Consider the following 14,251-nt stretch of genomic DNA (forward strand, 5'->3'; position numbering starts at 1 on the left):
CAACTATCCTGCCAATAATATACTGCAAATTCCCTGCGGCCCATCAATTTTTCTGGTAAAACCCACGAATTCTCTTAAATTCGAAATAACACTTTATATAGAGTATTCATCCTTTACATTACACCATTAGTATGGTATTATAAGAATATTGATAATGATACGGCTAACAGAGCATCATAGACCGTGGACAGAAACAAGGAGCATCCTATGAAGATTGAACGGTATTTTACCGCCGGCACACAAGGTCCCTACAGCGATATTCTCTGGGAAAAACGGAAAAGTGAAATCAGGAATCCCGATGGGAAACTGATTTTCTCGGAAGAGACCGTGATCGTTCCCAGTTTCTGGAGTCAAATTGCGACAGACATTTTGGCCCAGAAATACTTCCGAAAGGCGGGGGTTCCCGCCGATCGGGCCCTGGCATGGCAAGAGTGGGTCCCCGGGGGAAGCGGCCGGGGAAGTGGAGAAAGCGGTGAGGATATTCCCCGGGACGGGGCCGAACACGATGCCCGACAGGTGTTTCACCGTCTTGCCTATACCTGGATGTGGTGGGGGAAAGAACAGGGCTATTTTGATACCGATGAAGATGCCCGGGCCTTTTATGACGAAACCTGCTATATGCTGGCCCATCAGATGGGGGCCCCCAATAGTCCCCAGTGGTTCAACACGGGGCTCTACGCCGTGTATGGTATCGATGGTCCACCCCAGGGCCACTACTACGTAGATCCTGCCGATGGGCAGGTAAAAAAATCCGACAGTGCCTACAAACGCCCCCAGCCCCATGCGTGTTTCATCCTCTCCATAGAAGATGACCTGGTAAACGAAGGGGGCATCATGGACCTTATTACCCGGGAAGCCCGGCTCTTTAAGTATGGGTCCGGGACGGGGTCTAATTTTTCTAAAATTCGGGGAGCCAACGAGCGGCTTTCCGGTGGCGGGGTTTCCAGCGGGCTCCTCTCATTTCTTAAAATAGGAGATCGTTCGGCCAGCGCCATTAAATCGGGGGGAACCACCCGACGGGCCGCCAAGATGGTCACCCTCGATATGGACCATCCGGACGTAGAAAAATACATCGACTGGAAGGCAGAGGAGGAACACAAGGTGGCCTCCATGGCTACCGGTTCCCTTATCATCAAAAAACATCTGGAACGGATACGGCAGGCCCTTGCTAACTTCCGGGGTCCCGATACCGACCGCTTCAACATAGAAAAAAATCATGAATTAACGGTGGCCCTCCGGAAAGCCCTGGAAGACGCCATTCCGCCCACCTACCTGTATCAACTTTTGCGTCGCCTTGAGCAGGGGGATACCACCGTAAACCCCGCGGTCTTTAGCACCGCCTGGGATGACGAGGCCTATAACACCGTTTCCGGCCAATCGAGCAACAACAGTCTGCGGGTCCGGGACGAGTTTATGCAGGCGGTAATCAACGATACCGAGTGGACCCTTACCGCCCGGGTCGATGGAAAACCGGTAAAAACCCTCAGGGCCCGGGAACTCTGGGACCGCATTGCCCGGGTGGCCTGGCAGTGCGCCGACCCGGGGCTGCAGTACCACACCACCATTAATGATTGGCATACCTGTCCTGCGGGGGGCGAAATTCGGGCCTCCAACCCCTGTTCAGAGTACATGTTCCTGGACGATACGGCCTGTAACCTGGCCTCCGTCAATCTCCTCCGGTTCTATGATGTCTCCCGTCGGTATTTTGATGTGGAGGCCTACCGTCACGCCATTCGCATCTGGACCACCATTCTTGAAATTTCGGTGGTCATGGCCCAGTTCCCCTCTGCCCGCATCGCCCAGCTTTCCTATGAATATCGAACTTTAGGGCTCGGCTTTGCCAACCTCGGAAGCCTTCTCATGGTGATGGGCCTCCCCTACGATTCAGAAAAGGGTCGGGCCGTGGCGGGGGCCCTGTCGGCAATTCTTTCGGGTGAAGCCTACGCCCAATCGGCCCGGATGGCCCGGGCCCTGGGTCCCTTCCTCCGGTACAACGAAAACCGGGAGGCTATGCTGCGGGTTATCCGGAATCACCGGCGAGCCGCCTACAATGCTCCCGCCAGAGAATACGAAGGGCTCCATACGATTCCCTGCGGCATTAACGCCGCCCTTTGCCCGCCGGACCTTCTCGCGGCGGCCCGGGCCACCTGGGACGAAGCCCTTACCCTGGGAACCGAGCATGGCTTCCGAAACGCCCAGGTTACGGCTATCGCCCCCACGGGAACCATTGGTCTCCTTATGGACTGTGATACCACCGGCGTAGAACCGGATTTTGCCCTGGTTAAGTTTAAAAAGCTTGCCGGCGGAGGATACTTTAAGATTATCAACCAGTCGGTTCCCCCGGCCTTAGAAGCCCTCGGCTATAGCCCGGAAGAAAGGGAAGAAATCATTAGGTACGCCCTCGGTCACAAGACTCTGACAAGCGCCCCCTTTATTAATCCGGGAAGCCTTGCCAAAAAAGGATTTGGCGAAGAGGAACTTAGGGCTATCGAAAAGGCCCTGGACAATGCCTACACCCTGGAAGGGGTCTTTACGCCCTGGGTGCTGGGCAAAAACTTTTTCGAAGAAAAGCTGGGTATCCCAGAAGCCACCTACCAGCTACCCGGCTTTAGTCTCCTTAAACACCTGGGCTTTACCACTGAAGAAATAGAAGCGGCGGAAACCTACGCCTGTGGTACCATGGGACTCGAAGGGTGTCCTCTCCTCAAACCAGAACACATCCCGGTATTCGATACGGCCACGCCCTCGGGGAAGGGATCTCGCCGTTCTATTCCCTGGGAAGCCCACATCGGCATGATGGCGGCGGTACAGCCCTTTATCTCGGGGGCCATATCCAAGACTATCAACATGCCTAACAGCGCTACCTATGAAGATGTGAAGGGGGCGTACATGCTGGCCTGGCGCAGCGGTCTTAAGGCGGTAGCCCTGTATCGAGATGGGTCTAAACTTTCCCAGCCCCTTTCATCCTTTGCGCCGGGCACAGATCCCCTGGCGGATACCATCGTGGCTATTCAAAAGACCCTGGACAGTTCTCTGGCACCTCAGCGAAGCCCCTCGGTGGCAGAAAAGGGCAGCCCAGGCAGTGCCGGTGCATCGAATGCTTCCGCAACCACCGAACCATGGCACCAGCGGGGCGTCCGTAAACCCCTGCCCAACCGGCGTTCCGGATATACCCAAAAGGCAAAAATCGGTGGGCACTCCATCTTTATCCGCACCGGTGAATACGAAGACGGGACCCTGGGAGAAATCTTCCTGGATATGCACAAAGAAGGAGCGGCCTTCCGGAGTCTCCTTAACAGTTTTGCCATCGCGGTCTCCCTGGGATTACAGTACGGCGTTCCCCTCGAAGAATACGTGGATGCCTTTACCTTTAGTCGCTTTGAACCCAACGGCATCGTACAGGGACATGATTACATCAAGATGGCCACCAGTGTGATCGACTATATCTTCCGGGACCTGGCAATCAGCTACCTGAAACGGACCGACCTGGCCCAGGTAAAACCGGAGGATCTTTTGGCCACCGCCACGGGGGGAGACGGTTTTTCCAGTGCTTCAGGAGGAGAAGAAAGCCATCGCCGGCCGGGGAACGGTACCGTCCGTCCCAGCACCGGTTTCCGGCCCTACGGACGTTCGAAAGAAAGTAGCCGGTCCGCTGCAAAGGACGCTGGAACCAGTACCACCGCTACCGACGGAATTTCAAACGAAGAAAGGGTCCTGGCGCAAAAAATAGCCCAGGCCCGGGTAAAAGGGTATGAGGGAGACCCCTGTCCCGCCTGCGGAAGTTTTACCCTCATTCGAAACGGCACCTGCCTTAAATGTGACACCTGCGGGAGTACCACAGGCTGTAGTTAAGGCAAGCTGGACAAAAGGGCTTCTCCCCGCTAGGATACACCACAGAAAGGAGTGGGTACCGATGAATCACGTAGAAGCTATACCCCCAGTGGTGCAGGCCCTCCTGGCCACCCTATTCACCTGGGGTCTCACCGCCCTGGGTGCAGGAATGGTTTTTTTCTTTAAGACCATCAATCGGAAAGTGCTTGATGGAATGCTTGGTTTTGCAGGAGGAGTGATGATAGCGGCGAGTTTCTGGTCCCTCCTTGCTCCCGCTATCGATCTATCCGAATCTATGGGCTTTATTCCCTGGGTACCAACCCTGGTAGGCTTCTTGAGCGGCGCCTTCTTTCTCCGAGTGGTGGATCGTTTGTTACCTCACCTTCATATAGAGTATCAGCGCAGTGAAGCAGAGGGAATTAAAACGAGCTGGAGCCGTTCTATCCTCCTGGTTCTGGCTATTACGCTGCATAACATTCCAGAAGGATTGGCTGTGGGAGTGGGCTTTGGAGCCGTAGCTGCGGGGATCCCCTCTGCAGACTTAGCAGGGGCCATCGCCCTGGCAATCGGTATTGGACTGCAGAATTTCCCCGAAGGGGCCGCCGTTTCTATTCCCCTTAGGCGGGATGGGATGGGACGTTTTAAGGCCTTCTGGTATGGACAACTTTCGGGCATTGTGGAACCTATCGCAGGGGTAGCGGGGGCGGCCTTGGTCGGATTGTTGCGGCCCCTTCTGCCCTATGCCCTTGCCTTTGCAGCGGGGGCCATGATTTACGTGGTGGCCGAAGAAGTCATTCCTGAATCCCGCCGAGAAGGGAACGAACACATTGCAACCCTAGGCCTTATTGTGGGCTTCGCGGTTATGATGACCCTCGATGTAGCACTAGGTTAAGCATAGAGCCATGCCCGTTCGGACCTTTGGGTTTCTCGCAGCCCGCCTGGATGACCCCTATCAACATGCGGTGTGGAACGGCGCGGCCGACGCGGCCCGCCAGTGGGGGGGAACCATCGTCTTTTTTGGTGGCCAGCGCCTCAAAAGTCCCATCGGATTCGAAGCGATGGATAATATCGCCTTTGATGTGGCAGAGCGAAGTAACCTTTCTGCCCTGGCGGTTATGACCAATGTCATTGCCACCTATATAAGCCAGCAGGAGCTATTGCGTTTTCTTTCCCATTTTAAGGGGAAACCGGTGATTTCCATAGGGGTTAATCTCCCGGGAATTCCTTCGGTGTGCATCGATAACCGGGGGCCCATGGAAGAGTTAGCAGAGCACCTGGTAAAAGTCCATAACCGGCGTCGTTTTCTCTTCCTGGCAGGCCCTTTCCGGCATCCCGAATCAATGGCCCGGCAAAAAGAATTTACCCAGAAAATCAACAAACTTCTGGGACCGGAAAGCCAGGTACAGGTAGAATATTGCAACTTTCAGGAAGATGAGGCAAGCAACACCATCGCTACCATCTTTTCCCAGAGCGTTCCCTTTGATGCGGTGGTAGCTGCCAATGATCAAATGGCCCTGGGGGCCCTGAAGACCCTTTCAGAATTGGGAATCTCCGTCCCCGAACAGGTGTCCGTCACCGGCTTTGATGATACCGAAGATAGCCGCTTCAGCATTCCCCCCCTCACCACGGTACGACAAAAGGCCTACGAACTGGGATTCCAGGCCATTAATCAATTAGCCATCGCCCTGGATACAGAGCAAGCCCCCCAGACCGTCATGCTACCGGGGGTATCCTGTATTTACCGGGAATCCTGTGGATGTCGATCCCCGCATCTTACCGCTATAGATATCCCCGATGAACCCCTTTTTAAAGGAACCATGCCGGATCCTCTGGAACGCCTTGTGCACGAAGTGAATGCCACCCTCGCCCAGGGGAAAAACCCCGCGGGAATCGGCCATTACCATCTTACCCCGGGTCAGCAAGAACGGGCCCGAGTTATCGTTGCCGATGGGATAGCCCGGTATCAGGCAAATCTTCGACGTTCGGTAGAACGTCGGACCGCGGTGCTTCAAGAGATAGAGGCATCCCTGGTGGCATCCTTTTCACTCCCCGACATTTTAGCTGAAATAGGCCGGGGCATCCGAACCCTGGGCATATCTGCCTGCTGGCTTGTGGTGTTTGCCTCTTCCGAACCCCGCCCTGTATGGGGACGGCTGTTACTTGCCGCAACGGGAGACCGGATCCGCATTCTTGCTCCCCGGGGGCTCCGTTTTCGCATCGCCGACATTATCCCCGGTGGACTTCCCTATCGCTGGGCCTCATACGTCTGTGAGCCCCTGCGATTTGGCAAAGAACGGCTTGGCTACTTTATCTGTACCGGCGATAGCGAAGACCGACGGGTCTTTGATGCCCTGCGGGATCAAATTTCCAGTGCTTTGAAAGGGGCCCTGTTAATGGCCTCTGAACGAAACCGGGAAGAAGAGCTTGAACAGGAGGTGCGATTACGAACAATAGAACTTTCAAGGGCCAACAAACGCCTTATAGAGGAAATTGAACGGCGTCGGGCCCTGGAACAGGAACTGCTCGCCATTTCCCACGAAATCATGGGTCGCATAGGCCGGGATATCCACGACGATCTATGTCAGAACATTGCCAGTATCGGCCTTATGGCAGCCATTCTCGAAGGGAACCTTCGCCGCTTAGGAACCGCTGCCGGAGAAGAGGCCGCCCGGGCCGCCTCGGAAATTGCTGAGGAAGCAAGCCGCACCGCCCGCCACGCCAAGTATATTGCCCGGGGACTATACCCGGTGGATTTAGAGGACCGGGGTTTTATTGAAGCGGTCAAGGAACTGATTCACGCGGCCCAGGCCCGCAGTCAGGCTACCATTCAATTCCATGTAGAGGGATGTTTTTCTATCAAAAAATCAGATGTGGCCCTTCATTTGTACCGAATCATCCAAGAGGCCTTGAATAATGCTATTGCCCATGCTAAGGCTAGTAATATCACCGTATCCCTCAGAAAAATCCGGGAAACGGTCCTCATCGAAATTACTGATGACGGGATCGGGTTTTCCCTGCCCTCGAGTTCTGGCATGGGCTTACGAATCATGAAATACCGGGCCAGTGTCATTGGGGCTGAACTAGATATCCAGTCCAGCGAAAAGGGAACGACCATTATCTGCAGAATGGGGAGGTAAAAATGGCCTTCTATCCCTCTTTTATTATTGTGGACGATCACCCCCTCTACCGTCAGGGGGTAGTTACCCTCGTGCAACAGGAACTAAACCTAAAACTAGAAGGGGAAGCGGGATCCATAACCGAAGCGTTGGAGCTATTATCCCAGCGGCGGGTAGATCTGGCCATCATAGATATCTCATTGCAAGAAAAAAGCGGCCTCGAGCTTATCAAAATCATCAAAAACGACTATCCGCAGGTAAAGGTCCTGGTGGTTTCCATGCACGAAGAATCCCTCTATGGAGAGCGGGCCCTGGCAGCGGGGGCCCTAGGCTACGTGATGAAACACGAACGTCCCGAGGTTCTTTTAAACGCTATTCGAACCGTGTTAGATGGCCGTATAGCGGTAAGTGATCATTTGCGGGACCGAATGCTTTCTGGCATAGTGGGGGGGCACGCTTCCAAGGATCCCATAGAACGACTCTCAGACCGCGAACTGGAGGTCTTTCGGCTCATTGGCAAAGGATATAGCGCTGCGGAAATCGCCGAGGCCCTCCATCTTTCAGTTAAAACTATTAATGCCTATCGGGATCACATAAAAGAAAAATTGAATCTTAGCTCTGCTTCGGATCTCCGTCGCTATGCCGTCGATTGGATAGCCAGTAGAGAACGATTATAACAACGTTGACACAGGTTATGGGGTACCACTATAGGTATTACGTCAAGAGGAGGAAAGGTGCTCAAACGCATACCCCCCACAGGGCTCTTATTTCTCCTCTACTTCTTTATTTTCCTCACCAATCATAGGTCAAAGTACCGATAGGCAAACCCGGTCTCTCTCCGCTAGTATGGAAGCTAACTTTTTGAAACATTGTTTTATCGGAGGACATAATGGCTGTGGTTGTTCCGGAAAAGGATTTTTATTCCCTCCACGGTATATGGGGTGCCTATGCATCGTTGGTAATCGGGCGTTTCAATAAAGGTGCAGGACTTGTTGTAGGAAACGTACAACCTCCTCAGCGGGCTCTTTTTGTGGGGTATCAATACGGGAATGCTATTCCTCGTCTTTTACCTTTTTGCCCCTCCATTAAGGTAGGTCTTGGGGTAGAAGCCTATGTGGATCCTGATGCGCCTGCTCGTCCCTCTTTGGAGGTACCTCGCTATATTCTTTTTACGGAAGAAGAAATTCAGCGGCAGGTATCGTATAGCGGAGAACGATGGGATGCGGGCCAGCTTTCTATGGAAATTACTTCTTTTTTTGGAACTGTTCCCAATCCTGCCAATACCGAGACTCAGGTCCTTCAAAAACACCTGTGCCCCGCCATCTATGTGACCCTTACTTTTGACAACCAGACGGGAAAAGAAGAAATGCGGGGTATCTTTGGAATGCAGGGGATCCGGCGGCCCCTCTCTGATAGCACGGGGGGTAATCTCCTGGGATTCGCCCAGGGAACAAGTTGGGGTTTTGCAACGGTACCATCTGAGGCAGTGGAAGAAGCCATGGACTGGCAGGTCCTGGAGGCGGTGTTCAATGGTCGTAGACCTCTCCGTCGCCTTGCTTCTGAAGGGGCTCTTCGCTTTACCATAAAACCGGGAGAAAAGAAAACCTTTATTATCGCCCTCGGGGTATACCGGGATGGGATTGTAACAGCGGGAAAACCCATGTACGCCTACTACACCAGTCTTTTCCGGGACCTGGAAGAGGTGCTCCAGTACGCCCTTCGCCATAGCCAGGAAGCTTTAGATCGAGCCCATAGGCTTGATATGGAACTAGACCGTTCATCCTTATCGGAGGATCGCAAATTTCTTTTATCCCATGCCGCACACAGTTACTGCGCCAATACGGAACTGTTGCTTTCCGAAACAGGGGATCCCTACTTTATTGTAAACGAAGGGGAGTATCAGATGATGAATACCCTGGATCTCACGGTAGATCAGGCCTTTTTCGAGCTCATCTACTCCCCCTGGACCGTAGGACTAGAACTGGAAGCCTTTCTGGAACGTTCTTTGTATCGGGATTCGTACGGGATTGCCTTTACCCATGACCAGGGGGTAGCAGACTGTTTTTCTCCTGTGGGAACTTCGTCCTATGAGCTACCCAACCTTTCTGAATGCTTTAGCTATATGACCTACGAAGAAACGGCAAACTGGCTCCTTACGGCCTGTCTCTACATCCATAATACCAATAACCGCCCCTGGTTTGAAAAACACCAGGAATATGTGCGGGGCGCCATTCAATCGATACTGGCCCGGGATGCAAACAAGGATGGCATCATGGATATCGATTCGGATCGCTGCGGTAAAGGCTCAGAAATAACCACCTACGATTCCTTAGATGCTAGCCTTGGTCAGGCCCGAAACAACCTTTATTTAGCCGTAAAGGCCTGGGGAGCCCTCATCTGCGGAGCCGAAATACTTAAGCGATATGGGGATGCAAACAAGGAAAATGCCCTAATTCAAGAAATCAGTCAGCAGGCCCAGGCCGCTGCTGCCACTATTGCCTCCCGGTTCATTGCAGAAGAAGGGTATATCCCCGCGGTCTTCGAAAATAATAATCAATCCCGGATCATTCCGGCGGTAGAAGGCTTGATTTATCCCTATATCATTGATGCCAAAGAAGCAGTCTCAGAAAAGGGGCCCTTTGGTACTTTTATAACCACCCTTAAAAAACATCTTTCTACGGTTCTCAAAGAGGGGCTCTGCTTAGATAGTACCTCTGGAGGATGGAAGCTTTCTTCTACCAGCAAAAACACCTGGCTTTCCAAAATTTTCATCAATCAATTTGTGGCCGAGCGGATTCTCGGGTTTTCGGGGGAGAAAATTGAGCGGGATGGAATCCATGCCCGATGGCTCAGAACAAGTAGTTCCCAGTGGGCTGCCACCGACCAGGTAGAATCAAGTAGTGGGAAAGATTTGGGTTCCCGCTTATATCCCCGCCTGGTAACAGCCATTCTCTGGTTGAAGTATTGATAAATTTGGCAGGGGAAGGATAGCAGACCTTTTCTTTCCAATCCTTTTTTATTAACATGGGGAGGTGCAGGCCCTCCCCAGGTTTTTATTCAATGGTAAGGGTGCATTGAGGTGTTTGGGGAATCAACCTCATCCCTTCCGGGACTAACTCTACCTTCCCCTGCCCCGAAACAAAAGCACCCTTCTTGTTAGCTCCAACAAGAAGGACTGACCAGTTTGTAAGCTTACCTTCCGCCTGAATTTCGTAGGTCTGTCCCCGGCGAAGCACCGAAAGCTGGGCACAGGACTTTCCCTTTTCGTCAGGTATAACTACCCGGGCAGGTTCGTTTTCTTTTAATTGGTATACCCTGAACTCTACCCCATCGGCATAGGTATAATCGGGCCTCTCTTCTTCTGCTCCCAGAGGAAGAATGCTGTGGGGGCGCACTAAAAGGGGAATTTCCCGGAACGAACAGGTTTCTTCTATCCATCGGGGGCCTTCGATGGTTTTACCGGTAAACCAGTGGGTCCAGCGCCCCGCCGGTACATAGTAGCGGACCCTACCGGAACCAGAAAACACGGGGGCCACAAGCAGGGCATCACCGAGCATATATTGCAAATCGAGGTACGCACAGGTGGGATCCTCCGGGAATTCTACAAACAAGGGCCGTAGCATGGGAATTCCCTCTTGATGGGCCTCCACGGCCTTCTGGTACAGATAGGGCATAAGTCGATACTTTAGGCGGGTAAAGTCTCGGGCTACCGTCACCGCTTCTTCATCAAAAAGCCAGGGAACCCGATAGGAACTAGACCCATGAAGACGGCTTAAGGGAGAAAGAAGACCAAAGGCAAGCCAGCGCTTGTACAAATCCGCCGGCGGCATTCCTTCGAAGCCCCCAATATCGTGGCTCCAAAAGCCAAAACCACTAACCGCTAAGGAGAGCCCCCCCCGCAGGGTTTCCGCCATAGCTTCATAGGTCGATTCACAGTCCCCTCCCCAGTGGGCGGGGAAACGCTGGCTGCCTGCCGTGGCAGAACGAGCAAAGAGGACCGCCTGGCCGGTACCCTTTTTATCTTCGAGGACTTCAAACACGGTTTTGTTATAAAGAAAAGAATAAAAATTGTGCATCTTCACGGGATCCGAACCATCATAGTAAACCACGTCGGTGGGAATTCGCTCCCCAAAATCGGTTTTAAAACAGTCCACCCCCATATCCACGAGCCGTGCGAGTTTTTCCTGGAACCACCGGCGGGCCCCGGGATGAGTAAAATCGATAATCCCCATCCCTGCTTGCCACATATCGGTCTGCCAAACATCCCCATTCGGTTTTTTAAGGAGAAAGCCCTGTCGGGACGCTTCTCTAAACAGAGGAGAGCGTTGCGCCACATAGGGATTAATCCATACACAAATCGAAAGGCCCTGACTTTTTAAGCGCCGGAGCATTCCTTCGGGGTCAGGGAAAGTCCGACTATCCCAGGTAAGATCAACCCAGTTATACTCCCGCATCCAGAAACAATCAAAGTGAAACACCCGCAGGGGGATTCCCCGACTCTTCATCCCATCGATAAAGGATTGGACCGTTTGTTCATCATAGGACGTAGTAAACGATGTGGTAAGCCAGAGCCCAAAGGCCCAGGAAGGGAGCAGGGCGGGTCGACCGGTCAGGAGGGTATACTTAGCAAGAATCTCCTTCGGGGTGGGGCCATAGATAAGGTAGTATTCCAGTGTTTCTCCCGGCACACTAAACTGAAGGCGGCTGATCTTCTCCGAGGCCACTTCAAAGGAGACCCGATCACAGGAATTCACAAAAATTCCATAGTTCCGGTTCGAGATACAGAAGGGTACATTCTTGTAGGCCTGTTCACTGGCGGTTCCCCCGTCTTCGTTCCAGATATCCACAGACTGACCATTTTTGATAAAAGGCCCAAAGCGCTCCCCCAGACCATAGATGCATTCCCCCGGAGAAAGTCGTAGCATATCCACCATATAGGGCTGTTTCTTATCCACCACCATATAGCCGGTGGACTTACCATCCCAGGCCGTAAGGAAGTCCCCATCCCCCAGGGCTTGTACGTGCCAGCCCTGTCCACCTAAATCAACCTGAATCGAAAGACGGCCTGCCGTAAAGGTAGCCACCGGAGGCACAGGGGAAGGCACGGTATTCTGCGGGGCGTTGGGGGCCTTCCCATTCTGAGCAAGGAGTCGCTCGGCCGGGGTTATTCCATCAATTCGACGGTACACAGAGGGAGCTACAAGGCCCACCGTTTTCCCCGGGGAAGTTTTTTTCTCTTCCACATCAGGGAACAGTTCATAGTGGGGGCCCTGATCAACTGCCCCTTCAAAATGGGTAACCCGAACGCGCACCACATCTTCCATAGGAGCGCTGTATTCAATCTTGAGGAGGGTTCCGTTCAGCGTATCTCCCCGGTGATTCACCCGACGGGTCGGTGCATACACCACTAAGGCAGGCCGGCCAGCCTCATCACAGGTTTCTTCCACATCGTAGGCCTCCGCCACATAGGCGGCATCCACATTCTCTTTAATAAGCCAATAACCGTTCGTAAATTTCATTTGATACTCCCTGCGGTGATTCCTTTAGTAAGAGTTCGTTGAAATAAAAAGAAAAATAACAAGCATGGAAGAATACCCAACAAGGCTGAGGCACTTGCCATGGTAGCATCCATGTTATGCTGTCCTTGAGTTACCGAAATAGCAATCGGCACAGTTTGCCGGTGATTTGAAATGAGTAAAATAAGGGGCAGAAAAAATTCGTTCCATGTCCAAATAAAAAAGAAAGTAAACAAAACCGAAAGGGTTGGCATACTGATTGGAGCCACAATATAAAGAAGATTTTTCATTTTACCACAACCATCAACTTCGGCAGCTTCTAAAATATCTCGAGGGAAAGATGCAAACACAGAGCTGAGTAAATACGTTCCAAAGGCGCTCTGAATAACAGAGAACACAATTATAACAGCTATTTGTCTATCATATATTTTTAATAATTTAGCTAAATAATAAAGAGGATACACAAGAGCTTCATGCGGCAAGGTATTAGCAACAACAAAAAGTACAAGAAAAACTATCCGCCCCTTAATTCGTCCGAGGCCTAATGCATAGGCATTTAAGAGAGAGAGCAACACACCTATTATTGCCACAGAAAAACTAATGGCAAAACTATTTATGAGTTTATTGGAAAAATCTACTCGTTGCCAGAAAGATATAATCCCATTAAATGAGAACAATCTTGGCCAGGTCAACGGACCATATTGAGCATAATCCGCAGGTGTCTTAAAGGCATTAATGAATACTATATAGAAAGGGAATAACATGATTAATAAGACTATACTTACTAGAATTGCCGCGGCTATTTTCTTAAGGGATTCTAAGGATGTTCGATATTGTTTCATTAGTATTCCCCTATTCCTTCATGGCTCATTTGTATTTTAATAAATACTGCAGTAAGAAGAAAAATAATCAAAGTCATTATGGTAGAAACTGCAGCCCCATATCCTACATTAGCTTTTTCAAAAAAGTTCTGGTAAGCAAAATATGATGGTACTATGGTTGCGGTCCCTGGCCCCCCTCTTGTTAACACATAGATTTGAGCAAACAATTTTAATGCATAGATTGTGGTAGTCAGCACAACCACAAGAATCTCTGGACGAATGATGTAGACTGAAATAAGAAAACGCCGAAACCATCCTGCGCCATCTATTTGAGCAGCTTCGAGAATTTGAGGATCTATTCGCTGAAGGGCAGACATAAAAATAACCAAAGGATAACCTATTTGAAACCATACCATTATTGCCATCACAGATGGTAAAGCAGTCGCAGGATCACCAAGCCAATTATGAGCAAAAGAACTAAGACCGATAGATTGTAATATTCTATTAAGAGCTCCATAATTAGGATTTAGAATCCATCCCCATACAATACCTGCAATAGCCACGGGTAATATTTGAGGAAGATATATTCCTCCTCGAATAAAAGAAACTGTTCGTTGCCCAAAATGAGGAATGCCATAATCGAAAAGGAAAACGGACAACAATAATCCAATAAAAGTAGGAAGTACCGTTACAGCAAAAATCATCAAAATATTATTACGGAAAGAGGCCCAAAATACACTATCCTGAACAGCCCGAACATAATTAGCTATCCCAACCCATTGTGGAATTCCTACACCACTCCATTTAGTACAACTAATATAAAGATTCATAGAAAAAGGTAAAAAAACTACTAGTAGTAGCAACATAAATCCCGGTACTAAGAAAATACCATAGCCCTTATCTTTTAATCGCATACGTCATTCTGTTCCTTTTAGTAGATACTGTTAAAAACCTTACCGAAGGCCCC

8 protein-coding genes are annotated in these 14,251 nt (G+C 51.1%); 5 read left to right on the plus strand and 3 right to left on the minus strand.

Annotated elements, in window-relative coordinates; genetic code table 11:
- The first annotated feature begins 207 nt into the window (after positions 1–207).
- From C5O22_RS06155 to C5O22_RS06175, 5 genes are all read left to right on the plus strand, one after another.
- The gene (locus C5O22_RS06155; protein ID WP_132780336.1) at positions 208–3,852 is read left to right on the plus strand and encodes a vitamin B12-dependent ribonucleotide reductase; all 3,645 of its coding nucleotides are present in this window, start codon (positions 208–210) and stop codon (positions 3,850–3,852) included.
- Between the two features lie 61 nt (positions 3,853–3,913).
- Positions 3,914–4,723, plus strand: coding sequence for a ZIP family metal transporter (locus C5O22_RS06160; RefSeq protein ID WP_132780337.1), 810 nt, complete (start codon positions 3,914–3,916; stop codon positions 4,721–4,723).
- A gap of 10 nt (positions 4,724–4,733) precedes the next feature.
- Positions 4,734–6,968: a substrate-binding domain-containing protein gene (locus tag C5O22_RS06165; protein WP_132780338.1), complete on the plus strand. Its 2,235-nt coding sequence runs from the start codon at positions 4,734–4,736 to the stop codon at positions 6,966–6,968.
- A gap of 2 nt (positions 6,969–6,970) precedes the next feature.
- On the plus strand, positions 6,971–7,624 hold the full coding sequence (locus C5O22_RS06170; protein WP_132780339.1) for a response regulator transcription factor: 654 nt from the start codon (positions 6,971–6,973) through the stop codon (positions 7,622–7,624).
- Positions 7,625–7,836: 212 nt separating this feature from the next.
- Positions 7,837–9,915 carry a glycoside hydrolase family 52 protein gene (locus C5O22_RS06175; protein ID WP_132780340.1) on the plus strand — a complete coding sequence of 693 codons (2,079 nt, stop codon included), beginning with the start codon at positions 7,837–7,839 and terminating at the stop codon, positions 9,913–9,915.
- A gap of 85 nt (positions 9,916–10,000) precedes the next feature.
- Here C5O22_RS06175 and yicI read toward each other — a convergent pair whose 3' ends face one another.
- Genes yicI through C5O22_RS06190 form a run of 3 tightly spaced genes read right to left on the minus strand, consistent with a single transcriptional unit; the run spans position 10,001 to position 14,198 of the window.
- The gene (yicI, locus tag C5O22_RS06180; protein ID WP_132780341.1) at positions 10,001–12,466 is read right to left on the minus strand and encodes an alpha-xylosidase; all 2,466 of its coding nucleotides are present in this window, start codon (positions 12,464–12,466) and stop codon (positions 10,001–10,003) included.
- Positions 12,463–13,305 carry a carbohydrate ABC transporter permease gene (locus C5O22_RS06185; RefSeq protein ID WP_132780342.1) on the minus strand — a complete coding sequence of 281 codons (843 nt, stop codon included), beginning with the start codon at positions 13,303–13,305 and terminating at the stop codon, positions 12,463–12,465. Before C5O22_RS06185 ends, yicI begins: the two co-directional genes overlap by 4 nt.
- Positions 13,305–14,198 (minus strand): carbohydrate ABC transporter permease, encoded by an 894-nt coding sequence (locus C5O22_RS06190; protein ID WP_132780343.1) that lies wholly within the window; start codon positions 14,196–14,198, stop codon positions 13,305–13,307. The genes C5O22_RS06185 and C5O22_RS06190 overlap by 1 nt, the downstream gene beginning before the upstream one ends.
- Between the last annotated feature and the right edge of the window lie 53 nt (positions 14,199–14,251).

It is taken from the genome of Treponema sp. J25, from assembly GCF_004343725.1.
Lineage (GTDB): Bacteria > Spirochaetota > Spirochaetia > Treponematales > Breznakiellaceae > J25.

Excerpts from the sequence above, each read along its gene's own strand:
- C5O22_RS06155 (WP_132780336.1), top strand. The coding sequence starts at position 208 with ATGAAGATTGAACGGTATTTTACCGCCGGCACACAAGGTCCCTACAGC.
- C5O22_RS06160 (WP_132780337.1), top strand. The coding sequence starts at position 3,914 with ATGAATCACGTAGAAGCTATACCCCCAGTGGTGCAGGCCCTCCTGGCC.
- C5O22_RS06165 (WP_132780338.1), top strand. The coding sequence starts at position 4,734 with ATGCCCGTTCGGACCTTTGGGTTTCTCGCAGCCCGCCTGGATGACCCC.
- C5O22_RS06170 (WP_132780339.1), top strand. The coding sequence starts at position 6,971 with ATGGCCTTCTATCCCTCTTTTATTATTGTGGACGATCACCCCCTCTAC.
- C5O22_RS06175 (WP_132780340.1), top strand. The coding sequence starts at position 7,837 with ATGGCTGTGGTTGTTCCGGAAAAGGATTTTTATTCCCTCCACGGTATA.
- yicI (WP_132780341.1), bottom strand. The coding sequence starts at position 12,466 with ATGAAATTTACGAACGGTTATTGGCTTATTAAAGAGAATGTGGATGCC.
- C5O22_RS06185 (WP_132780342.1), bottom strand. The coding sequence starts at position 13,305 with ATGAAACAATATCGAACATCCTTAGAATCCCTTAAGAAAATAGCCGCG.
- C5O22_RS06190 (WP_132780343.1), bottom strand. The coding sequence starts at position 14,198 with ATGCGATTAAAAGATAAGGGCTATGGTATTTTCTTAGTACCGGGATTT.